This is a genomic window from Flavobacterium sp. AK-345 (genome assembly GCF_058310175.1).
Window position 1 is genome coordinate 1 of the sequence record NZ_JBZEER010000018.1, and the last position, 22,511, is coordinate 22,511.

A 22,511-nucleotide genomic window follows, 5' to 3' on the forward strand; every position below is an offset into this window, starting at 1 on the left:
TTGAGCATTTTTGAAAACAAGATGAGGAATAAAAAAACCCGCATCGTAGTAATGATGCGGGTTTTCAACGTTTAAACTGATTTAAAAAATCAGTTTCAGTGATCCCAGAAGGATTCGAACCTTCGACCTACGCATTAGAAGTGCGTTGCTCTATCCAGCTGAGCTATGGAACCAAAAAGTTTTTTATTAAAAACTCTTAAAAAAAAGTCGGGGTGGCAGGATTCGAACCTGCGGCCTCCTGCTCCCAAAGCAGGCGCGATAACCGGGCTACGCTACACCCCGAAGGCAAAAATTAAGCGGAGAGACAGGGACTCGAACCCTGGCGACGGTTACCCGTCGACAGATTAGCAATCTGCTCCATTACCGCTCTGGCACCTCTCCAAGCTCAAGGAACGTGTCCTGTTTTGCGGTTGCAAATGTAAGACAACATTCCATATCTCACAACTATTTCTGCGCTTTTTTTAATCTTTTTTCAATCTTTTTTTTAAACCTCTTCACAATCAAACAAATAGAATTAACAAAAAATTCATATTCAATTTAAATTCTAATGAAACTCATACAAATTGATACAAAATTTGAATTTATTTAAATAAACAGTAAATTTGCTAGATTAACTAATATTAACAGAAAATGAACAAAAGAGTTGTTATCGTTTCTGCCGTTAGAACACCTATCGGAAGTTTCATGGGAGGTTTATCTACCGTACCCGCACCAAAATTAGGTGCTGCCGCTATAAAAGGCGCACTTCAAAAAATTAACCTTGACCCAAAATTAGTTGATGAAGTTTTCATGGGCAACGTGGTACAAGCAGGAGTTGGTCAGGCACCAGCACGTCAGGCCGCACTTTTTGCCGGTTTGTCTGAGGAAGTTGCCGCTACAACTGTAAACAAAGTTTGTGCATCCGGAATGAAAGCTGTAATGTTTGCAGCGCAGGCTATTGCTTGTGGCGATGCCGAAATTGTCGTAGCCGGAGGAATGGAAAACATGAGTTTGATTCCGCATTACGTACAAATGCGTAACGGAAACAAATTTGGTCCTGCAACAATGCTGGACGGAATGCAAAAAGATGGTTTGACAGATGCTTACGATAACAACGCAATGGGAGTTTGCGCTGATTTATGTGCATCTGAATACAAAATCACCCGTGAAGAACAAGATAATTTTGCTATTCAATCTTATGAAAGAAGCGCTAAAGCCTGGGATGCCGGAAAATTCGATAACGAAATTGTCCCTGTAGAAGTTCCGCAAAGACGTGGCGAACCCGTTATCTTTTCAAAAGATGAAGAATATACTAATGTCAAATTAGATAAAATTCCTTCATTAAGTGCTGTTTTCACAAAAGACGGAACAGTTACTGCTGCAAATGCTTCAACAATAAATGACGGAGCTGCCGCTTTGGTTTTAATGTCTGAAGAAAAAGCAAATGCATTAGGATTAAAACCTTTAGCTTACATAAAAGGATATGCAGATGCTGCACAAGAGCCAAAATGGTTTACAACAAGCCCTGCAAAAGCGTTACCAAAAGCATTAAACAAAGCAGGAATTGCAATTGGCGATGTTGATTATTTCGAATTCAACGAGGCATTTGCTGTTGTTGGTTTGGCCAATTCAAAAATCCTTAATTTAGATAACGAAAAAGTAAACGTAAATGGTGGCGCTGTTTCTTTAGGACATCCTCTTGGATGTTCGGGAGCAAGAATCATCGTAACTTTACTGAATGTTTTAGAACAGAATAATGCCAAAACCGGAGCTGCTGCAATTTGCAACGGTGGTGGTGGCGCATCTGCAATTGTTATCGAAAGAGCTTAAACAAAATATTAAATTAGGAGTTGTTTATTAAAAAAATAACTCCTAATTTTCAACTTATAAATTACCCTAAATGTTCGGAATTTGCAATCTAGCCATAGTACCTGTTCGATCTGAGCCAAGTGACAGAAGTGAAATCGTTACACAACTTTTGTTTGGCGAACACATCGAAATTTTAGAACGTCAAAATCAATGGGCGCGAATAAAGATTCAGTTTGATGATTATGAAGGCTGGGTAGATTCGAAACAATATCAGGTAATTTCCGAAGCAAATTATAACCAATTAAGCAAAGAAGCTATTATTCTTAATGCTGACCTAATTGATTATATTAGTGCGCCGGATAACTTATTATTGCCCATTCCGCTTGGCGCTTCCTTATCATTTTTAAACAATAGCGAAATCAACACTTCAAACTTTGATTTCGAGGGCACAAAAACCAGCGGTATAAAACCTAAAAGCGCTTTAATAAATACTGCTTTTATGTATTTAAACGCTCCCTATCTTTGGGGAGGAAAAACACCATTTGGAATCGATTGTTCCGGTTTTACACAAATGGTATACAAACTAAACGGATACAAAATTCATCGTGACGCTTCTCAGCAAGCACTTGATGGCGAGCCTTTAAGCTTCATCGAAGAAAGTGAACCAGGAGATTTAGCCTTTTTTGATAACGAAGAAGGAAATATCATTCACGTTGGTATCATAATGGAAAATAATTACATCATTCACGCCAGTGGAAAAGTACGCATTGACCGTTTAGACCACTTAGGAGTTTACAATCCTGAATTAAATAAGCACACGCACAACCTACGTGTAATCAAAAAGATCATTTAATTTTCTTAGCAATCCCTTAAAGAAATAATACTTTGACAAAGCTTTCACTTTCTAAAACAGATTTTACAATTAATGATGTTACAATTCAATTTCCGATTGATATAGATAGCTTAAAAAAGATTTTGGGAGATTGTCGACATTTAAAAAAACAACATAACCATATTTATACCTGGGACGATTTTGGCATTATTGCATTTTCTAAAGAAGGAGTAAAAGCAGAAAATTTATTACTCGATCTGAATTATGGTAATTACGATTTTTGTTCGAAAAACCCATTTACAGGTCAATTCATTTTTGAAAATCAAGAACTATTTCAATTTTATAAATCCAATAAAAATCAACTCGTAAAACTTTACAAGGGAGATGACAGCGGTGCCTTTATTCTTAATGGTATAAGTGTGTGGTTCAATAAAGAAGATGATAAAATAACAGCTATTGACATCGCTGCATACGAGGAAAAAGAAAAGAAAGCCAAAACACCAGTTGATCCGGAATTTAAAGAATTCGAATCATTATGGCAGGAATGGATTACCGAAATTAATAAAATTGTAGCAACAGATAATGATTATTACAATCTTACAGACGGTATTTCTCCAGAAGAATTAGAACAGCATTCAGTCTTAGAAGATGAAATCATAATTCCGCCCGCGCTTCAAAACTTTTACAAAGTTCAAAATGTAGAATACGATGCCGTAACTTCTGCTTTTCAGTTTTTGATAAGCAATTGGACATACGATCTTATTCCTTTTGAAGATATTGCAGAAGAATGGAATTCGATACAAGATTTACAATTTGACGAAGACGATCTTCCCGAACTGGAAATAGATTTCGAAAAAATAAAAACCAACAATTACGCAAACCCAAAATGGATTCCGTTTGCAACAGGACGAAATGGAGATTATTTACTCTACGATACAGATCCTGCCGAAAAAGGAAAATTTGGCCAAATCATAGAACTTCAAAACGAATCCTGGGAACGAAATATAGTTGCAGAATCCTTAGAAGAACTTCTAAAAAACGAAATCAACAACCTAAAAACAGGCAAAACAGAACATTTCGACTTCATTACCGGCAAAGAAAATCAAGATTAAAACAAAAAAATCCGCCACAATCCGCGTTTTCGCTTGCGAATCCGCGTCTCATCCGTGTGCCAATTTATCAAGCACTAACACGAATCGTTCTCCTAAACTCAGAAGGACTGTTCCCTCGCTGTTTCTTAAAAAATTTATTAAAGTGACTCTCATCCGTAAAGCCAAATTCATATGCAATTTCGTTAATACGTTTATCGCTAAATTGCAAACGATGTTCGATCAGTTTCGTTTTATAATTGCTAATATATTGCTGCATCGTTTCGTTAGCATGTTTCTTAAAATAACGCCCTAAATACGTATTCGAAATTCCGAAATACTCACTAAGCGATTCTGCTTTAATTCTTTCAGGATAATAAATATTGTTCTGAATATATTGCAAAATATCCATCGCTTTAGCCTCACAGCCAATGTTTACCTGCTCCGGCAAATACTTGGCAATATTTCGTGCCACAACAATAATAAGTGTATTTACCAATTGCTGAATCAATTCTTTATTATAAACATCTTTATCCTGATGTTCACGAATAATTGCTTCCACCATCACTTTTACCAAACATTTATCTGCCTGATTCTTCAAAATACAGCCCGGCTGATGATTTGCATTTTGCAAAATATATTCTAAACGCTGAATATTCTCATTTTGCAGGCTTGAGTTTTTCAAATAAATATCATTAAATCTCAAAAAGAAGAATTCCGTTTTGGTCTCAATTGTAAAGTTATGACAATCCTCAGGCGTTAATAAAAACATATGTCCAGCATCATATTCAAAAATATTTTTGTTGATACATTGCCTTCCTGTTCCGTCTAAAATATAGACCAACTCAAAGAAATTATGACGATCTCCAACATCCGGATATTCATCAAGAGTTTCAAAAGAAACAGAAAAAGGCTCGTATAAATTTTCTTTTTTCATAACGATAAAAATTATTTGAAGATGCAAATTTACATAAAAAAGACAAATATATACAATTTTATACCCACAAAAATGGTATAATTTTGCCAAGTGAAATTTAAGATTTAAAATACAACATTATGGAATATAGAAAATTAGGCAATAGCGAACTCGAATTATCAACTATTACATACGGCGCATTTGCCATTGGCGGAAACATGTGGGGCGGAAATGAAAAAGCAGATTCAATCGCATCCATTCACGCTTCAATCGACAACGGCGTTACCACAATCGACACCGCTCCTTTTTACGGATTTGGTTTAAGTGAAGAAATGATCGGCGAAGCTCTAAAATCTCACGATCGTTCAAAAGTACAGTTATTGACCAAATTTGGTTTGGTTTGGGACGGAAGCAATAACCAAAAAGGCGATTTCTTTTTCGATGCCGATGACAACGGAAAGAAAATCCCAGTTTATAAATACGCTTCAAAAGCCAACATTATCAAAGAAGTCGAAGAAAGTTTAAAACGCCTTCAAACCGATTATATCGACTTATTGCAAATTCACTGGCCAGATTCTACAACGCCAATTCACGAAACGATGGAAGCTTTGGAAACCCTTATTCAACAAGGAAAAATCAAAGCAGCCGGAGTTAGCAATTATAGTGTTTCGCAAATTCAGGAAGCACAAAAAACAATCAAATTAGCCTCAAATCAAGTTCCGTTTAGCATGCTGAACCGTAAAATTGAAACCGATTTAATTCCGCTTACGCTAAAAGAAAACATCGGAATCATTGCTTACAGCCCGATGGAAAGAGGTCTATTAACCGGAAAATATTTCACAGACGGCAAACTAAAAGACAACGATCACAGAAATGGTTATTTCGGTCAGTTCGATCTTCAAAAAGTAAAAACGTTGGTCGAAGAATTGAGTTCTCTGGCAAATGCAAAACACATTTCGATCTCGCAATTGGTTTTACGCTGGACCACTTTACAAAAAGGAATCACAATTGTTTTAGCCGGAGCCAGAAACGCAGAACAAGCTATTTCAAACGCAAAAGCAATGGATTTTGATTTATCACTTTCCGAACTGGATTTCATCAATCAGGCTATTGCGAAAGTTAAATAGCATTCTTAAAAATATTTAAACACATAGAAACATAGCCAATAGCAATGTGAAAAAGCATTCCCGAGCTTTGTCAAAGTTTTAAACTTTGACAAAGCTTGACAAAGCTAAGCTATGTGTGAGAAACTAGTTTCTTTCTGCCTTCTTTAAACACAAAGCAAAAGCCTATGTTTCTATGTGTTTAAAAAATTACACTCACAATAAAATAATCAGGGTGTGCCCCTCCGGGTCGGGCTTTCGGCTATATCTTTTGTTTCGTTCCACTTCACAAAAGGATACCGCCTCTATCCCTCACACTCACGAATTCATAAGAAAACAAGAAAAATGAAGAAAATATTTATCATCAACGGAAGTCAAAATTTCGCACATTCAGGCGGAAAATTCAACCAAACCGTTACCGACTGGACAATCGAATACTTAACAAACACCAAACAATTCGAAATAAAAACAACCGACATCAAACAAGACTTTAATCTTGACGAAGAAGTCGAAAAATTCGTTTGGGCCGATGTTGTCGTGTATCACACACCGGTTTGGTGGTTTCAATTACCAAACCTTTTCAAAAAATACATCGACGACGTTTTTACAGCCGGACACAACAAAGGAATCTACAAAAGCGACGGAAGAACCAGAACCAATCCCGACATTAATTACGGAACCGGCGGACAATTGCACGGACGTAAATACATGCTTACCACAAGTTGGAATGCACCTGCAACAGCCTTCATACTTCCGGGAGAATTCTTCGAAGAAACATCTGTAGACGACGGAGCTATGTTTGGTTTCCATAAAATGAATAAATTTACAGGAATGGAAAAACTAAACAGTTTCCACTTTCATGACGTTGAAAAAGGTGCAACTGCAGAAAACATTGTCATCTTTAAAGAAAATTATACAAAGCACTTAGAAAAAACTTTTAAAACTTTATAATATGATCTCAATAACCGCAATTATAAAAAGCAAGCAGGAAAACATTGAAGAAGTCAAAAACCTGGTTCAAAATTTAGTTATCCAAACCAGAAAAGAAGACGCCTGCATTCGCTACGATCTTCACACAACCGAAAATGTATTTATTATTTGGGAAGAATGGAAAGATCAGGCTGGTCTTGACATTCACAATAACCAACCTTATTTACAGGATTTTATCAAACAAAGCGAAAGTTTAGTCGCCTCTCCTATTTTGGTTTATAAAACAACACAATCTTTATAAATAGTTACAATAATTAGATTTCAAAAAACTAACTTGCTTCATATAAATATTTAAACATGAACCAATATCATCTTGCCGAAATCAATATTGCAAAAATGAAAGGTGTCGATATTAATGACCCAATCATGAAAGAGTTTGTAGACAATTTAGATCTTGTAAATACCTTAGCCGAAAAAAGCGAAGGATTTGTTTGGCGGCTAAAAGACGAAAGCTCTAATGCAACAAACTTAAACCCGTACAATGACGAGCAAATAATTGTGAATGTTTCTGTTTGGGAAAACATCGAAACGTTAGAACATTACATGTACAAAACGTTTCACAGTGAATTTTTAAAACGTCGAAAAGAATGGTTTTTAAAATTCGGAAAAGCGCACACTGCAATGTGGTGGATTCCTATAGGTCAGATTCCTACTCTTGAAGAAGCCGTTGAAAAGTTAGATTATTTGCAACAAAATGGAGCATCAGAAATTGTTTTTGATCTTAGAAATAAATTTCCTGCGCCAAATGAAAGCAAAACAAAAGCGAAATAAAAATCTTTATTTCGCTTTTGTTTTTATATCAATAAATTAAGATTTCTTAGTTGCAGCATCAAATATTCTGCAATAATTTCCACCTCCAATTTTACCAATTTCATCTTCAGTAAAACCAGTCTTCAATAAAGATTCTACAACGGTGTAATAAAATCCTTGTTTTAAATCTCCCCAAGCTTCATTTGTTGTACCGCCGCCTTGTTTTTTATTAGCTTCCGGACCTTTTTGATTTCTTTGATCGTTTTCTTTTTTAGGCTGGCCAAAATTTTCACCTTGCTGCTCTTTCGGTTTTTTATCTCCTTCCGGCTTATGTCCCTGATCACTAGGAGAGCGATATGACGGAGTTAATTTTGTATCTGTTCCAATGCAAACATGATCAATCCCTACAACATCAACCATCGCTTTTATATTGTCTGCAAATTCTGTTGGAGAATCAGCAAGATGAGTCCAAACACCAATTACACCGCCATTATCTGCCACAATTTTAGCCTGTTCTTTATTAATAAGACGAGGCATCATCATTTTAGACATGAACTCATTTTGACCAAGGCGCGTATTAAGTCCGGTATGTGAAACAAGCACAGGTTTTTTTGCCACTTTTAAAGCTCCATTAACCGTATTATCATCACAATGCGACAAATCAACTAAAATCCCTAATCTTTCGCATTCCTTTATAACTTCAATTCCAAAAGAAGTAAGTCCGCCCCATTGTGGTGTTTTTGTAAAAATATCACCAAGTGGAACCGAAGCATCATTATCATGAAGTAATCCCAAATGTCTTAAACCACGATCGTAAGCAATTTGCAAACGATCAATCTTTCCTTCAAGAAAATGACCGCCCTCAACCGACTGAATTACTGTTGGCTTTTTAGCATTTTTTGCAAGCTGAAGGTCATTAAAATTTAAAGAACGCTTCATATTATTAGCTTTCAAAATTTCATCCATTGCCGTAAGACCATTTAAAAATCGTTCGTAAGCATCACCGGGATTCACCAATTTTTGATAATCCACCGCAAACGTCATACAAATAGCAGACAAACCTGATTTTTTTAACTCATTTGCCAAATCAACTTTTGGTCCCGGAAGTTCTGATTTTATTAACGGAACATCGATGTGATTATGAGTATCAATGCCGAATGTTTTGGCAACAATAGCCTCAATTCGAGGATCCCGGTCAACTGAAGCCCAGGATAAAAGCGGATTTAACATTAAAGCAGCTCCTGCTCCACCCATGGTTGTTAGGAAAAGTCTGCGATTCCATTCTTGATTATTGCCCATTTATATATTTTGAATTATTGTAAAGAAAATAGAACTTGATAGTACAAAACAACACTTTTTTTGTATTCGCTAAACAAATAATATACAGATCGAATATACAAGCCGACAAATAACAAAAATCATCCGATTAAACTTTTACCGAAATCAAAAAAGCTACGCCAGGAATTTATCTATTTAATTCCCCCAAAAGCACCGAAACACATATTCTTGTGTAAAATTTCGACACTTTTAAAACCCACTTTTTTCATCAAATCCAATTGGTAATTCATTGATCTTGGTGTATCTTCTTTTTCTACATAATCCAAAACTTTCTGGCGATATTCAGCACCTCCAATTCCTTCAAGATAATCACCATAACGCTGCCAGGTATATTCGTTTAATAATTCTGTGTCTTGCGTTATTAAATCCGAAATCATGAAACATCCTCCTGATTTTAATAATTTAAATATTTTCGTAAAGGTCGTTTCCCAATCCTGATCGTCACGCAAATGATGCAAAACCGCTCCGGCCAAAATAATATCAAAATGATTTTCTTGTAAATCAACTTCACGAATATCGCCTTGCTTCACTTCTACTTTACCGTTTGTTTCATTAGAAACCCTTTCAAAAGCACGATCCAACATCGGCAAACTCAAATCGACCAAAGTGCAATTCAAATTCGGAACTTTAGATAGCATTTTTAAAGTATAATTTCCGGCGCCACAGCCAATATCTAAAACACTTTTGGCATTTGGAATAATTCTTTTCGAAGCTTCTGTAATTAATTCTAAAGAAATTGTTGCGTCGATTGTGGCGACTTGTCCGGTTTCTAAATTTGAGAATCGTTCGACATCATTATCAAAACGTTCCCTGATTTCTGCAATGGTTGATTTTTTCATAGTTTTCTGTTTTTAGGTTTTCACGCAGATTTGGCAGATTAAGGCAGATTTAAAATGATTTTTTTACTCTTCACAAGCTAAATAAAAAATCTGTACTTATCTGCTTAAATCTGCCAAATCTGCGTGAAACATTTTTTTCAAAAGTATTCCTTTCATATATACTTCAAAAATACTTATTTTGTCAATTATTAATACTTAATAGGTATTTATGGAATTACGTCATCTGAAATATTTTTTGGCTGTAGCCGAAGAATTAAACTTTACCAAAGCATCTGAAAAATTATTCATTTCTCAACCGCCTTTAAGCAGACAAATTATAGAACTTGAGGAAGAAATCCAGGCACGTTTATTCATCAGGAACAATAAAAAAGTAGAACTTACCGAAGCCGGAAAATACTTTGAGAAAGAAGTTAGAGAACTTTTTCAGAATCTGGAACGCATTTCTATCAAAACAAAAAAAATAGCCGAGAATATTTCGGGCGAATTCAGAATCGCTTACATCAGTTCGATTTATGCTGAAGTAATTTCAGAATTAATAAAACATCTCAAAGAACAATTTCCGTATGCAAATTTTAAATTATTTGAAGTTTCAACGACCAAACAAATTGCAGCTTTAGAACAAGGAAAAATCGAATTGGGAATTATTCGTTCTCCAATAAAATCTCCCAAAATAAAATCACAATTGTGGTTTCAGGATGGATTTTCGGTAGTTTATAACAAAAGTTGCATCCAAATTAATTCTGAAAAAGAAATTCCGAATTTAAAAGACGAAACTTTTGTGTTTTTCAACAAAGATTACGCACCGCATTATCATGAAGTTTTATTGCAACTTTGTACTTTTTATGGTTTTACGCCAAAAGTTGTTCACGAATCAAACAACATCAATTCGATTGTGCAATTGGTAAAAAATGGTTTAGGAATTTCGATTGTTCCGTCTAATATTGCCAGAAACAATCAGGATCCGGAAATTGGTTTTATCGAATTAAAGAAAGTCAATTTGTATACTGATGTTTCTTTAATCACTTCAAAAGAAGACGATTCTGAAATCACAAAATCTGCGGTTGATTTTTTATTGAATTTTAAAAAACGCGCGTAGAATGGATTAAAATCCATCCCTACAATATGATCCGTTCCTCCGGAACTCTTTATAAAATTCCGTAGGAATGATTTATTTTGTAGCTAGGGATTTTTAATCCCTTGAAACGTAAAGTAACCCCAATCTTCTCATTTCGACGAACGAAAAACTTTGCGACTCTGCGTCTTTGCGAGATTAATTAAATTATGGAAATCCGTAAAAACTAAAAGCTTAAAGGAATTAAATTGCACCTGTAAGCAGAACGAAACATAAATATAATTCGTGTAATTCGTGGCAAAAAAGTTACAATTTATCACAAGTAAATTCCCTAAAAAGAATGAACTTTTAGATACCTTAGCAAATTATTACATTATCTAAATAAAATCAATAAAATGGCAGAGCAATCTTCAATTCAGTGTCCAAATTGCGGAACTACAATCGATGTAAATGATATTCTAAAACATCAATTGGAAGATAGTATCCGTAAAGAATATCAACAAAAAGCCAATGCTCAAAAACAAGAATTAGAACTTAAAAACGAGCAATTAGAAAAAGCTAAAGCTGAGTTTGAAGCCAAAAAGAAACAGGAAAATGAACTTTTTGCTGAACGTTTAGAACGTGAAAAAAAGACAGCCGAAAAAGAAATTACCGAAAAAATAAAAACCAAACTCGACGAAGAAAACAAAGATCGTTTGGTTGCAATGGAAAAAGAGCTTTCTGAAAAGTCGGAGAAACTTCGTGAATTAAATAAAATGGAAGGCGAAATATTGAAGCTTCAGCGTGAAAAACTGGAGATGAAAGACGCTATTGAAGCACAAGCTCAAAAACAACTTAATGAAACTTTGGTTCTCGAACGTGATAAAATTCGTAAACAGGAAGAAGAAAAAAACGAGCTTAAAATAAAAGAATACCAAAAACAATCTGACGATCAAAAAAAGCTGATCGAGGAAATGAAACGTAAGCAGGAACAAGGTTCTATGCAATTGCAAGGCGAAGTAATGGAATTAGCGATTGAAGAATGGCTGGCGAATAATTTTCCATTGGACAGTATTGATGAAGTTAAAAAAGGCGCGAATGGTGCCGATTGTCTTCAAATTGTAAACACGCGTGAATTGCAAAATTGTGGTTCTATTTATTACGAAAGCAAACGTACAAAAGCTTTTCAACCATCGTGGATTGAGAAATTTAAAAATGACATTAGAACCAAAAGAGCCAATATTGGGGTTTTGGTTACCGAAGTAATGCCAGCCGGAATGGACAGAATGGGAATGCGTGACGGAATCTGGATTTGTACTTATGAAGAATTTAAAGGTTTAAGTGCTGTTTTGCGTCAATCTTTAATTCAGGTAAGTCAGGCGGTTCAGGCTCAGGAAAATAAAGGCGATAAAATGTCGATGTTGTATGATTTTTTAACCAGCAACGAATTTCGTTTACAAATTGAAGGAATTGTAGAAGGCTTCACGCAAATGCAAGGCGATCTTGATGCCGAAAAAAGAGCGATGCAAAGAATCTGGAAACAACGTGAAAAACAAATTGAAAAGGTGGTACATAATACTTTAGGAATGTATGGTTCAATCCGCGGTATTGCAGGAAATGCAGTTCAGACTGTGCGTGCTTTAGAACTTGATTTTATTGAGGAAGACGAAGATCCAAAAGAATTACCGGAATAATATTACGAGATAGAACGCGGATGACGCGGATTCGCTAACGCGAAGACACGGATTTTCGCGGATTTTTACTCCTTTGTAGTAATGAAAACACAAAAAAAAAGGCTTCACTATTACTAGCGAAGCCTTTAGTTTTTGGTTTCTTTTTAATTAACCTTTTTTGAATGACATTGTTAATCCAAATTGGTTTGAAAGGAATAATTTATTTTCCTTAATAGAATAACCTGAATTTGTTCTCAACAACTGCAAAAATTCAGCTTCTTTTTTTGCATCACATTTTTTAGTTTCTGACGTAAGATTTAAAAACTGAATTTGACCTTCGCCTTTAGATAATAAATTTCCTTTGATAGCATTACATCCAGTTGAACCTGAAAACGTTGCTGGATTCATTACAATTTTTGGTAAGCTTGAAAAGTCTTTATCAGTAACAACTTTACCGTTTAAATTTTCTAAAACCCATGTTTGCTGCAATTTCTTTTCAATTGCCTTTTCGTTAGTCGATACTGTTGCATTTGTTTCTTTAGCAGATTTACATCCAAAAGCCAATGAACCTGCAATAAATAACATTAAAATCCTTTTCATGTAAAATATTTTTTATAAGTTTTATTTTACAAAAATATTCTGACTTGAAAGTATCACTTATATAGAATAAGATTTTTTTAAAACATATTAAGACATTTTAAAGTAAGGTTCTAATCCACTTTTTTAAAAACCAATAACTTCCCGGACGGATTAGAAAACATTAATTTATTATCACCTATTTTATAAGTGGTTACATTTTGAAGCGCTTTTACAAATTCGCCTTCTTTATTTCCTGCACAAGCCATTAAAGTCGAAATAACTTTTGAGAATCTTAGCAAATCCTTTTCATAAAATATAGTACCGCTAATTGCATTGCAGCCGCCATAACCCATAAATTTATTTTCTGCAGAATTAATTTCAATTCTTGGTAATTCTCTTTGAAAATCGGTTATAAAAACTTTGAAACCATTTAATTCTTCGAGAACCCAAATATCATGCAAGCGGTAATCTGTATTATATTTTCCGCAGCCACTCAGTTTTTCAGCTTCTAATTCGGAGTTCTTCTTTATTTCAACTGTAACTTTATAAGGAGAAATTGCTCCCGACATTGAATTCTGACATTCCAATTGCTGAATTGTAATTGTCGCTGTAGAAGTTTCATTACTTACTTTATACATTTTTACATTGGCATCCATTGCTTTTATGGCTTGAACAGAGGGGAAAATAATTTTTTCTTTTCCGGTAATCAACGATGTGAAAACAATTTCATCATTCCCCATTTTCAATCCCCAAAAAGGTTCGTTTCCGGTTGCTGTAAAATAATACTTCATCTCATCTTCCTGAGTTCCATATTCAGAAGTAGTTTGTGGATCTGAACTTTTGACCGCAGCAGATTTACAGCTCACGAATAAAGAAAACAACAGCAATAATGAAATTATACTTTTCATAACCATTTTATTAAGAGATATTTACTTAGTGAAAAACATATATAAAATTCTTATCAATTTACGACAATTTTTTGAAACTCTTATTTAGAATGTTTTCAAATTTTAAATAATTTCTATTACAATAATTCACTAGAAACGCCCACTACGTAAAAGATTACGGCTAAATACGTAATTACATTAAAGACATCTTAATTAAAAAATTAAATACAATACGTATTTTATAAGTATAAATACTTATATTTGCGTAGTAATACTTAATTAAAGAAATCATGATAAGAGTAATAGTAGTTGGAAACGGCATGGTTGGTTATAAATTTTGCGAAAAATTCATTGCAAAATCAGGACAGGAAAAGTATCAGATTACCATTTTTGGTGAAGAGCCAAGGCGCGCTTACGACAGAGTTCACTTAAGTGAGTACTTTGGAGGAAAAACAGCAGATGATTTATCATTATCAACAAGTAACTGGTACACAGAAAACAACATTATTCTTAACACTTCTGAATTAATTACAGATATTAACCGATCTGAAAAAACAATCCATACTCATTTAGAAAAAACACATACGTACGATTACTTAGTTCTTGCAACTGGCTCATCGGCTTTTGTACCACCAATTGATGGTGTAGAAAAAGAAGGTGTTTTTGTGTACAGAACTATCGAAGATCTGGATGCGATTATGGCTTACGCTAAAAAAATAAAACAAAAAGGTGCGACAGAAGCTGCAGTTTTGGGTGGAGGATTATTAGGATTGGAAGCTGCAAAAGCAGTAAGAGATCTGGGTTTGAATCCGCATGTTGTAGAATTTGCACCACGTTTGATGCCTAGGCAATTAGACAAAGGTGCGAGTGATATGCTGCAATCTAAAATTGAAGAATTAAATATTGGCATTCATCTTAACAAAGCCACGCAATATATTGACGGTGCAGCATGCATAACGGGAATGATGTTTGCAGATGACGAATTGTTAAAAGTGGACATGTTGGTTATTTCTGCCGGAATTAAACCTCGCGACGAATTAGCTCGGGTTTCAGGACTTGAAGTCGGTTTACGAGGCGGCGTTGTGGTAAACAATCAAATGCAAACATCAGATCCTTCTATTTATGCCATTGGCGAAGTAGCATTATACAATCAAAACATTTACGGGCTTGTTGCTCCAGGTTACGAAATGGCCGATGTCGCTGCAGAGCAAATCTTAAATGGCACAAAAACCATGAGAGAAACCATCGATATGTCGACTCAATTAAAATTAATTGGTGTTGAAGTAGCGAGTTTTGGTGATCCTTTTATCGAAAATAATGATGTAACCGCAATTGTTTATGAGAATAAATTAAGCGGAATTTACAAAAGAATCAACGTTACCAAAGATTCTAAAACCTTATTAGGCGGGATTTTAGTTGGCGATGCCAGCGATTACAATTCACTTTTTCAGATTTACAGCAATGCAATGGCTTTGCCTAAAAATCCGGAAGATTTAATTTTAGGTTCTCGTGATGGATCTGAAGGTTCAAGTTTAGGAAGTGTGATGGATTTACCGGACACCGCCGTAATTTGTTCTTGCGAAAATGTGACTAAAGGTGCTATTTGCTGTTCACTTTTAGACGAAATCTGTTCTAGTTTTTCTGATGTTGTAAAACATACCAAAGCAACTTCTGGCTGTGGCGGCTGTAAACCAATGGTTTCTGATTTGGTAAAAGCCACTCAAAAATCACTTGGAAAAGAAGTAAAAGAAGTTATTTGTGAGCATTTCAATTATAATCGTCAGGAATTATTCGATTTGGTAAAAATCAATAAATATGAGAACTTTTATGATGTAATAGATCATCACGGTAAAGGCGACGGCTGCGAAATTTGCAAACCTGTTGTTGCCTCAATATTCTCTAGTATCTACAATGATACTGCCAATAAACATGTTACAACTCAAGATACAAACGATAGATTTTTGGCTAATATTCAACGAAACGGAACGTATTCTGTTGTGCCGAGAGTTGCCGGAGGAGAAATTACTGCAGAGAAATTAATTGTAATTGGAGAAGTTGCCAAACAATTTGATTTGTACACTAAAATCACAGGCGCTCAACGTGTTGACTTATTCGGAGCACATTTGAGCGATTTGCCAAAAATATGGAAAATATTAATCGATAATGGTTTTGAAAGCGGTCATGCTTACGGAAAATCGCTTCGTGCCGTAAAAAGTTGTGTTGGAAATGCCTGGTGCCGTTACGGAATGGACGACAGCGCCGGATTTGCCATCGAACTGGAAAACAGATATAAAGGAATTCGTTCTCCGCATAAATTAAAAGGTGGTGTTTCGGCTTGTATTCGCGAATGTGCCGAGGCTCGCGGAAAAGATTTTGGACTTATCGCTGTTGAAGGCGGCTGGAATTTATACATTGCCGGAAATGGTGGTGCCAACCCAAAACACGCTGTTTTATTAGCCGAAAAAATTGATAAAGAAACCGTTATCAAATACATGGATCGCTTTTTAATGTATTACATCCGCACGGCTGGTCCGCTGATTCGAACTTCGACCTGGTTAGAAAAACTAGACGGGGGTTTAGAATATCTTAAAGAAGTAATTATCGAAGATAGTTTAGGAATCTGCGAAACGCTGGAAGCCGAAATGCAGACTCTGGTAAACACTTTTGAATGCGAATGGAAACAAGTTCTTGAAAAACCAAGATTATTAAAACGTTTTAACCATTTTGTAAACTCTGATGAGAAAGATGACAATGTTGTTTTTGTTCCGTTACGAGATCAAAAAGCGCCAAAAGCGTGGTCTTAATTTATATTTCATTTTTAAACACATAGAAACATAGCTTATTGTAGTGAATAAAGGCATTTCACTACACATATAGCTTTCAAAGATTTTTAATTTTTAATTCTCAATTTTTAATTAAAAAATTCAGCTCCAAAAAAAAAATAAAAATATCACAAACGTTTGCTGTCCTTCTTACCCTCTTTTTTACTGCGCCATCATAACTCTCATGATTGTAAAAAGAGGGATAAGAAACAGGAACAAAAAAATTATTAAAATGGAAGAAATCTTAAATCAATACGAAACCGTTCATCCAAGCGATGCTACAATTTGGTTCAAAGCCGGAAAAGTAGAAGATTTTCCAACCAATCGCGGCGGCTGTATCAAATACAAAAACAAACAAATCGCCATTTTTAATTTTGCACGCCGTAACGAATGGTACGCTTGTCAAAATGCCTGTCCTCATAAAATGGAAATGGTTTTGGCAAGAGGAATGACAGGATCAACAGATGATATTCCGAAAATTGCCTGCCCGATGCACAAAAAAACCTTTTCATTGGTTGATGGTTCAAATTTAAATGGAGATGATGATTTAAAAATCGCAACATATCCAATTAAAATCGTTGACGATCAAGTATTCGTTGGTTTTGTAGATTAGAGAGCTTTAAGAGGGAAGAAACAAGAAGCAAGATCTGAAAACTTTTATCATCTTGCTTCTTGCTTCTTTCATCTCACTTTTGTCTTTCGACTTTTCTACTAATTTACGTATCTTTGAATTCTATTATCTACCAACAATGACTACACCTTTTCAAAAAGCAAGCGAATGGATTGATGCCGAAAACGCACAGGATCCGAATATCGAAATCGACCAAAATACTGAATATCCTAAGGAATTATTATATTCTAACAGGATGTACGAAAGATTGATGCAATTTGAACCCGAAGCTTCAGAAGAAGTGCAAATTGCCTCAAAAGCACAGCATATTTGCCGATGGAAAGTAGCACGCGAATCTTACCCAATGGATCGTGTAGGTTATTTGAAATGGAGAGAAGAATTGAAAAAATTTCACGCCAAAACTACTGCCGAAATCTTAGAAAAAGCAGGATACAATCAAGAATTTATTGATCGTGTTTCTTTTTTAATTGAAAAAAAACTGCTTAAAAAAGACAACGAAACCCAATTACTTGAAGATGTTATTTGTTTGGTTTTTTTAGAATATTATCTGGATCCTTTTGTTCATAAACACGACGAGGAAAAACTAAAAAATATCATCAAAAAAACCTGGGATAAAATGTCAGACAAAGGACATCAGGAAGCTTTAAAAATCAATTATTCTGAAGAAAATTTAAATTTGATAAAAGCGTCTTTAGGGTTGTAAATTAGTATAATGAAAAAAAACAATCAGGAAACTGCAGATAAAATTACTTTCAAAAATTTACGTCGTCTGTATTTTTTTGCTCTTCTAACTATTGCAGTAACTATTATTGTTAGTCAGGTTTTAGTTCAATACAATCTAAATCAACAATTAAGCGATTCTAAAATCATTAATATTTCCGGAAAGCAAAGAATGCTGAGCCAGAAGATTGTTAAAGAAGTTCTGATTCTTCATTATGTTGCTGATACTGTTTCTTCCAAACAAATTTCACATTTAAAGAATGTTTTATCTCTTTGGAAAAACACGCAAAACTCGCTGGAAAACGGTAATGATAGTTTGGCATTTCCAAAAGAAAAAAGTGAAACGCTTGCTAAATTATATATTGAAGTAAAACCCAATTTTTCGAAAATTGCAGAAACAACAGATTTGCTTCTGTTGAATTTAGCACAAAAAAACAAAATAGCCGACAATCAAAAACTAGTAGAAATTATTCTAAAAAACGAAGGTGTTTTTCTTTCGAAAATGAATCAAATTGTAACACAATACGATCTTGAAGCACACGAGAAAGTTACGGAACAACGCAGAATAGAATATTGGATTTTTGGCTTCACCCTACTCATTTTGCTTTTGGAATTTTTCTTTATTTTTAAACCTACCAATAAAAAAATTGAGAGATTGATTGCCAAGCTTTTATCTTCAGAAAAGAAAGCTTTAAAATTGGCCTACGACACTGAAATTATCAGTGAGATAAAAGAAAACTCTGTAAAAGAATTAAAATCATTGAATTATGCCATGGAAAATACGCTGCTTTATTGCCGTATTGCTCCCGATGGTTCGATTATACATATTGGAGAAAAATTTGCCAAGCTTTTGAATTACACTAAGTTTTCATCTAATAAAAAATTCTCGGAAGTTTTAACCACCGACGAAAAAGAACAGCTTAATATCGATCGCATTATTTTTGAAAAGCACAGAAGCGGCTGGCAGGGCGAAATTAAAATCATCAATAAAGAAGCACAAAGCATCTGGCTTGATTTATCAATGGTTCCCGTAACTATAAAAAAAGACGAACTCGAACTTTTAATTGTTTGTTTTAACATTACCGAACGCAAAAAAGCACAGCGCGAAGTAGAACGTCTGAATATTGAAAACAGTACCGAAAAAATCAATCAACAGAAAATTATTTCGAGTAAAATTGTCGAAAATCAGGAAAATGAACAAAACCGAATTGCGAAAGAAATTCACGACGGAATTGGTCAGATGCTCACAGGATTAAAATTTAGCCTGGAAAGTATTAATCTGGAAGACAAGGAAAAAGCAGCTCAAAAAATTGAATATTTAAAGAAATTATCACTGGATATTATCAAAGGAGTTCGTACGGCAACTTTCAACCTAATGCCTCCCGAACTAAGCGATCACGGCATTGTTTCTTCTCTGTCGAAACTTACACAGGAACTTTCAAAACTTACCGGAAAAGAAATCCTATTTTACAACAAAACCGATTTCAGCCAGCGTCTAGATTCTTTAATCGAAATTAACATCTATCGCCTTACGCAAGAAGCAATCAACAATGCCATAAAATATGCTGAATCATCACATATTATTGTGCAGCTTTCGCATAGCGATACGCTCCTAAGTATTATTGTAGACGACAACGGAAAAGGTTTTGATATTCACACTGTAGATAAAAAACGCAATAGCGAATCCGGTATGGGATTATTGTTTATGAAAGAAAGAATTCAATACATCAACGGACGCGTTTTTATTAAATCGATTCCGGGTGAAGGAACTAGGATTACTTTTAATATTCCGATATAAAAATTTGATAATTTGTCAATTAGACAATTAGATAATTTAAAATTCCAATATTCTACAATCTTGTCATCTCGACGGAGGAGAGATCACACAAGAAGCTCCGCAATCAAAATCGCCAATCTTTGTCAAGTTACGAGTGTGATCCCTCCTCCATTGAGATAAAAAAAACATAACAAAATTTTCTTCACAAAAAAATTAGACAAAAGTCTACAAACAATTTTCTAATTATCAAATTGACACATTTTCTAATTGACACATTATCAAATTGGCACATTTTCTAATTGACACATTTTCTAATTTAAAAAATTACGTATCTTAGCCTAATATTTATAGATGAATATACGTAAAAATTTAGAATCAAAATTAAGTAAATCATGAGTAATACTATTCGAGTTGTTCTGGCAGATGATCATGTATTTGTAAGAGATGGAATAAAATCTTTATTAGAAAACGAAGCAAACATCGAGGTTGTAGGTGAAGCTATTGATGGTGCCGATGCTCTTGAAGTAGTTGCAAGCAGTAAACCGGATTTACTTATAGCAGATATTCGCATGCCAAACCTTACAGGTATCGAACTAGTAGAAAAACTTAGAAGCGAAAATAATAACGTAAAAATTATTATGCTTTCCATGCACGAATCTGAAGAATACGTATTAAAATCTATCAAGGCCGGAGCCGATGGATACTTATTAAAAGGTTCCAGCAAAGAAGAATTTTTAAAAGCACTCCATATCGTTGCTGGCGGAGGAAAGTATTTTAGTGGTGATATTTCTTCAATATTAATCAGTCAGTTAACAAACTCTTCAACTTCATTAGAACCTAAACAAAATTTAGGCGAAGAAATGATGATTACCAAAAGAGAAAAAGAAATCCTGACACTTTTATTATCCGGAAAAGGCAATAAAGAAATCGCCGAAGCTCTTGAAATTAGTAAAAGAACTGCCGAAGTACATCGCTTTAACTTAATGAAAAAGCTGAAAGTAAAGAACTTAATGGAACTTTCTAATAAAGCCAGTGAGTATTCTTTATTATAAAAACTACGTATAATTACTTAATTATTTTTCAAAAACTGCGTTTTCGCAGTTTTTAACTACGTTTTAGTACTTATTTTTGTTAAAAAATATAAGTGCTATGAAAAATACAAACTCACTCTCGCAATCACACAAAATTTTATTCTTAAATACCCTGGCTTTCACTGTGTGTTTTGCCTGTTGGACATTGAATGGCGTTTTAGTAACCTTTTTAGTTGATAATGGAATCTTTCACTGGAGCGTTGTTCAGGTGGGCTGGCTTCTTGGAATTCCGATTCTGACCGGGTCTATAATGCGTTTGCCAATCGGTATCCTTACGGATAAGTTTGGAGGAAAATATGTTTTTTCGCTTTTACTGCTACTCTGCTCGATTCCTTTATTTTTACTGCCTTTTGCAGATAGTTTTATAACATTTGCGTTATTAAGCTTTTTATTTGGAATGGTGGGTACCAGTTTTGCTGTCGGGATTGGATATACATCGATTTGGTATCCAAAAGAATGGCAGGGACGCGCTTTGGGAATCTTCGGAATGGGAAATGCCGGTGCTGCGATAACTACTTTTTTAGCACCTTCATTACTAAATCATTTCTCTATTGAAGATCCACAAAATGGCTGGAAAATACTTCCTGTAATTTATGGTGTAGCGTTGGTTGTTATTGGAGTTGCTTTTTTAATTTTTGCAAAAAACAAGAAAATAGAAAACAATACAAAGAGTGTTTCTCAAATGCTTCAATCTCTTAAATCTGTTCGGGTTTGGCGTTTTGGAGCTTATTACTTTTTAGTTTTCGGATGCTTTGTAGCTTATTCGCAATGGCTTTTACCTAATTTCATGAATGTTTATCAAACCAGTTTGGTTATGGGCGGATTATTTGCTACACTTTTCAGTTTGCCATCGGGAGTTATCAGGGCTTTTGGCGGTTATTTATCAGATAAATTTGGTGCCAGAAAAATCATGTATTGGGTTCTAAGTTCATCCGTAATTTTAAGTGCATTATTAATGATTCCCAAAATGGAAATTACAACAACAGGGCCTGGTGTTTTAGCAACTAAAAAAGGAACCATAACTTCTGTCTCAAATGAAAATATTAAAATTGGAGACACTGAATTTCCTGTTGCACAAAAGAAAGAAAGTACAAATGAAAATGCTATTTTTCCAACCAAAACTTCATGGCAACAAGTTGTTGTGAGTCAAAATCAAACCGTAAAGAAAAAAGAACTTCTCGCCAAAGGTATCACCGTAATTAAATTTGATGCTAATATGTGGGTTTTCCTTGTTCTTGTAATCCTAATAGGTATTTCATGGGGAATAGGCAAAGCAGCAGTTTACAAACATATTCCGGAGTATTTCCCTCAGGATGTGGGCGTTGTAGGCGGAATGGTTGGAATGATTGGAGGACTGGGCGGCTTTTTTGGACCAATTATTTTTAGCTACCTGCTTACTTCAACCGGAATCTGGTCGAGTTCTTGGATATTTATCTTAGTTTTTTCTCTAATTTGTTTAATATGGATGCATTATACAATTACGAAAATCATGAATGAAAAACAACCAATATTATCAAAAGTAATTGATAGACAATAAATTAAAAAAGAAACAATAAAATGAATAAATTTGTATGACTTTTATCACAAAATAAACCCTGACAATCTTTTACATTTGCCCCGTATTTAAAAATTCAGT

General features: G+C 34.6%; 20 protein-coding genes and 3 tRNA genes. 15 read left to right on the top strand and 8 right to left on the bottom strand.

Features of this window, described 5'->3' with window-relative positions; genetic code table 11:
- Positions 1–99: 99 nt before the first annotated feature.
- From AC4FQ3_RS21470 to AC4FQ3_RS21480, 3 genes are all read right to left on the bottom strand, one after another.
- Positions 100–173: transfer RNA gene (locus AC4FQ3_RS21470), tRNA-Arg, on the bottom strand.
- Between the two features lie 34 nt (positions 174–207).
- Positions 208–282, bottom strand: a tRNA-Pro gene (locus AC4FQ3_RS21475).
- A gap of 15 nt (positions 283–297) precedes the next feature.
- Positions 298–381 (bottom strand) — tRNA-Ser (locus AC4FQ3_RS21480).
- Positions 382–630: 249 nt separating this feature from the next.
- On the opposite strand from AC4FQ3_RS21480, the gene AC4FQ3_RS21485 reads away from it, so the two are divergent.
- The 3 genes from AC4FQ3_RS21485 (at position 631) to AC4FQ3_RS21495 (ending at position 3,732) form a co-directional block, all read left to right on the top strand.
- Complete coding sequence (locus AC4FQ3_RS21485) at positions 631–1,809, top strand: acetyl-CoA C-acyltransferase (RefSeq protein ID WP_042562981.1); 1,179 nt, start codon at positions 631–633, stop codon at positions 1,807–1,809.
- Positions 1,810–1,879: 70 nt separating this feature from the next.
- A complete protein-coding gene (locus tag AC4FQ3_RS21490; protein WP_491183233.1) occupies positions 1,880–2,641 on the top strand; it encodes a C40 family peptidase in 762 nt (253 codons plus the stop codon).
- 32 nt (positions 2,642–2,673) lie between these two features.
- Entirely contained in the window at positions 2,674–3,732 is a 1,059-nt protein-coding gene (locus AC4FQ3_RS21495) for an SMI1/KNR4 family protein (protein WP_491183234.1), read from the top strand.
- Positions 3,733–3,799: 67 nt separating this feature from the next.
- On the opposite strand, the gene AC4FQ3_RS21500 is transcribed toward AC4FQ3_RS21495, so the two are convergent.
- Positions 3,800–4,645 carry an AraC family transcriptional regulator gene (locus tag AC4FQ3_RS21500; RefSeq protein WP_073395159.1) on the bottom strand — a complete coding sequence of 282 codons (846 nt, stop codon included), beginning with the start codon at positions 4,643–4,645 and terminating at the stop codon, positions 3,800–3,802.
- A 119-nt stretch (positions 4,646–4,764) separates the two neighbouring features.
- Between AC4FQ3_RS21500 and AC4FQ3_RS21505 the strand changes: the two genes are divergently transcribed.
- The 4 genes from AC4FQ3_RS21505 to AC4FQ3_RS21520 all read left to right on the top strand — a co-directional run bounded on the left by AC4FQ3_RS21505 (position 4,765) and on the right by AC4FQ3_RS21520 (position 7,488).
- The gene (locus tag AC4FQ3_RS21505; protein ID WP_491183235.1) at positions 4,765–5,751 is read left to right on the top strand and encodes an aldo/keto reductase; all 987 of its coding nucleotides are present in this window, start codon (positions 4,765–4,767) and stop codon (positions 5,749–5,751) included.
- A 321-nt stretch (positions 5,752–6,072) separates the two neighbouring features.
- On the top strand, positions 6,073–6,678 hold the full coding sequence (locus tag AC4FQ3_RS21510; RefSeq protein ID WP_491183236.1) for an NAD(P)H-dependent oxidoreductase: 606 nt from the start codon (positions 6,073–6,075) through the stop codon (positions 6,676–6,678).
- Position 6,679: 1 nt separating this feature from the next.
- On the top strand, positions 6,680–6,958 hold the full coding sequence (locus tag AC4FQ3_RS21515; protein WP_073395162.1) for a putative quinol monooxygenase: 279 nt from the start codon (positions 6,680–6,682) through the stop codon (positions 6,956–6,958).
- A gap of 56 nt (positions 6,959–7,014) precedes the next feature.
- Positions 7,015–7,488 carry a DUF3291 domain-containing protein gene (locus AC4FQ3_RS21520; RefSeq protein ID WP_491183237.1) on the top strand — a complete coding sequence of 158 codons (474 nt, stop codon included), beginning with the start codon at positions 7,015–7,017 and terminating at the stop codon, positions 7,486–7,488.
- A gap of 36 nt (positions 7,489–7,524) precedes the next feature.
- On the opposite strand, the gene AC4FQ3_RS21525 is transcribed toward AC4FQ3_RS21520, so the two are convergent.
- Positions 7,525–8,766: a dipeptidase gene (locus AC4FQ3_RS21525; protein WP_073395164.1), complete on the bottom strand. Its 1,242-nt coding sequence runs from the start codon at positions 8,764–8,766 to the stop codon at positions 7,525–7,527.
- A gap of 170 nt (positions 8,767–8,936) precedes the next feature.
- Positions 8,937–9,644, bottom strand: coding sequence for a class I SAM-dependent methyltransferase (locus tag AC4FQ3_RS21530; protein ID WP_491183238.1), 708 nt, complete (start codon positions 9,642–9,644; stop codon positions 8,937–8,939).
- A gap of 208 nt (positions 9,645–9,852) precedes the next feature.
- On the opposite strand from AC4FQ3_RS21530, the gene AC4FQ3_RS21535 reads away from it, so the two are divergent.
- Entirely contained in the window at positions 9,853–10,740 is an 888-nt protein-coding gene (locus AC4FQ3_RS21535) for a LysR family transcriptional regulator (RefSeq protein WP_491183239.1), read from the top strand.
- Positions 10,741–11,111: 371 nt separating this feature from the next.
- On the top strand, positions 11,112–12,389 hold the full coding sequence (locus tag AC4FQ3_RS21540; RefSeq protein WP_042562991.1) for a DUF2130 domain-containing protein: 1,278 nt from the start codon (positions 11,112–11,114) through the stop codon (positions 12,387–12,389).
- 147 nt (positions 12,390–12,536) lie between these two features.
- Here the strand turns inward: AC4FQ3_RS21540 and AC4FQ3_RS21545 are convergent, their stop codons facing one another.
- Together AC4FQ3_RS21545 and AC4FQ3_RS21550 are read right to left on the bottom strand one after the other, a co-directional pair.
- On the bottom strand, positions 12,537–12,968 hold the full coding sequence (locus tag AC4FQ3_RS21545; RefSeq protein ID WP_491183240.1) for an META domain-containing protein: 432 nt from the start codon (positions 12,966–12,968) through the stop codon (positions 12,537–12,539).
- A 110-nt stretch (positions 12,969–13,078) separates the two neighbouring features.
- Positions 13,079–13,855 (bottom strand): META domain-containing protein, encoded by a 777-nt coding sequence (locus tag AC4FQ3_RS21550; RefSeq protein WP_491183241.1) that lies wholly within the window; start codon positions 13,853–13,855, stop codon positions 13,079–13,081.
- A 269-nt stretch (positions 13,856–14,124) separates the two neighbouring features.
- Here AC4FQ3_RS21550 and nirB point away from each other — a divergent pair, with 269 nt between their 5' ends.
- The 6 genes from nirB (at position 14,125) to AC4FQ3_RS21580 (ending at position 22,412) form a co-directional block, all read left to right on the top strand.
- The gene (nirB, locus tag AC4FQ3_RS21555) at positions 14,125–16,638 is read left to right on the top strand and encodes a nitrite reductase large subunit NirB (protein WP_491183242.1); all 2,514 of its coding nucleotides are present in this window, start codon (positions 14,125–14,127) and stop codon (positions 16,636–16,638) included.
- Between the two features lie 250 nt (positions 16,639–16,888).
- Positions 16,889–17,269 (top strand): nitrite reductase small subunit NirD, encoded by a 381-nt coding sequence (nirD, locus tag AC4FQ3_RS21560; RefSeq protein WP_073395496.1) that lies wholly within the window; start codon positions 16,889–16,891, stop codon positions 17,267–17,269.
- A gap of 136 nt (positions 17,270–17,405) precedes the next feature.
- Positions 17,406–17,990 (top strand): DUF4202 domain-containing protein, encoded by a 585-nt coding sequence (locus AC4FQ3_RS21565; RefSeq protein ID WP_073395171.1) that lies wholly within the window; start codon positions 17,406–17,408, stop codon positions 17,988–17,990.
- A gap of 9 nt (positions 17,991–17,999) precedes the next feature.
- Positions 18,000–19,805 (top strand): sensor histidine kinase, encoded by a 1,806-nt coding sequence (locus tag AC4FQ3_RS21570; protein ID WP_491183243.1) that lies wholly within the window; start codon positions 18,000–18,002, stop codon positions 19,803–19,805.
- A gap of 371 nt (positions 19,806–20,176) precedes the next feature.
- A complete protein-coding gene (locus tag AC4FQ3_RS21575) occupies positions 20,177–20,836 on the top strand; it encodes a response regulator (protein WP_491183244.1) in 660 nt (219 codons plus the stop codon).
- Positions 20,837–20,933: 97 nt separating this feature from the next.
- Positions 20,934–22,412, top strand: coding sequence for an MFS transporter (locus AC4FQ3_RS21580; RefSeq protein WP_491183245.1), 1,479 nt, complete (start codon positions 20,934–20,936; stop codon positions 22,410–22,412).
- Positions 22,413–22,511 lie beyond the last annotated feature (99 nt).

Excerpts from the sequence above, each read along its gene's own strand:
- AC4FQ3_RS21490 (WP_491183233.1), top strand. The coding sequence starts at position 1,880 with ATGTTCGGAATTTGCAATCTAGCCATAGTACCTGTTCGATCTGAGCCA.
- AC4FQ3_RS21510 (WP_491183236.1), top strand. The coding sequence starts at position 6,073 with ATGAAGAAAATATTTATCATCAACGGAAGTCAAAATTTCGCACATTCA.
- nirB (WP_491183242.1), top strand. The coding sequence starts at position 14,125 with ATGATAAGAGTAATAGTAGTTGGAAACGGCATGGTTGGTTATAAATTT.
- AC4FQ3_RS21570 (WP_491183243.1), top strand. The coding sequence starts at position 18,000 with ATGAAAAAAAACAATCAGGAAACTGCAGATAAAATTACTTTCAAAAAT.
- AC4FQ3_RS21505 (WP_491183235.1), top strand. The coding sequence starts at position 4,765 with ATGGAATATAGAAAATTAGGCAATAGCGAACTCGAATTATCAACTATT.
- AC4FQ3_RS21500 (WP_073395159.1), bottom strand. The coding sequence starts at position 4,645 with ATGAAAAAAGAAAATTTATACGAGCCTTTTTCTGTTTCTTTTGAAACT.
- AC4FQ3_RS21520 (WP_491183237.1), top strand. The coding sequence starts at position 7,015 with ATGAACCAATATCATCTTGCCGAAATCAATATTGCAAAAATGAAAGGT.
- AC4FQ3_RS21515 (WP_073395162.1), top strand. The coding sequence starts at position 6,680 with ATGATCTCAATAACCGCAATTATAAAAAGCAAGCAGGAAAACATTGAA.
- AC4FQ3_RS21540 (WP_042562991.1), top strand. The coding sequence starts at position 11,112 with ATGGCAGAGCAATCTTCAATTCAGTGTCCAAATTGCGGAACTACAATC.
- AC4FQ3_RS21535 (WP_491183239.1), top strand. The coding sequence starts at position 9,853 with ATGGAATTACGTCATCTGAAATATTTTTTGGCTGTAGCCGAAGAATTA.
- nirD (WP_073395496.1), top strand. The coding sequence starts at position 16,889 with ATGGAAGAAATCTTAAATCAATACGAAACCGTTCATCCAAGCGATGCT.
- AC4FQ3_RS21545 (WP_491183240.1), bottom strand. The coding sequence starts at position 12,968 with ATGAAAAGGATTTTAATGTTATTTATTGCAGGTTCATTGGCTTTTGGA.
- AC4FQ3_RS21485 (WP_042562981.1), top strand. The coding sequence starts at position 631 with ATGAACAAAAGAGTTGTTATCGTTTCTGCCGTTAGAACACCTATCGGA.
- AC4FQ3_RS21550 (WP_491183241.1), bottom strand. The coding sequence starts at position 13,855 with ATGAAAAGTATAATTTCATTATTGCTGTTGTTTTCTTTATTCGTGAGC.
- AC4FQ3_RS21580 (WP_491183245.1), top strand. The coding sequence starts at position 20,934 with ATGAAAAATACAAACTCACTCTCGCAATCACACAAAATTTTATTCTTA.
- AC4FQ3_RS21530 (WP_491183238.1), bottom strand. The coding sequence starts at position 9,644 with ATGAAAAAATCAACCATTGCAGAAATCAGGGAACGTTTTGATAATGAT.
- AC4FQ3_RS21525 (WP_073395164.1), bottom strand. The coding sequence starts at position 8,766 with ATGGGCAATAATCAAGAATGGAATCGCAGACTTTTCCTAACAACCATG.
- AC4FQ3_RS21575 (WP_491183244.1), top strand. The coding sequence starts at position 20,177 with ATGAGTAATACTATTCGAGTTGTTCTGGCAGATGATCATGTATTTGTA.
- AC4FQ3_RS21565 (WP_073395171.1), top strand. The coding sequence starts at position 17,406 with ATGACTACACCTTTTCAAAAAGCAAGCGAATGGATTGATGCCGAAAAC.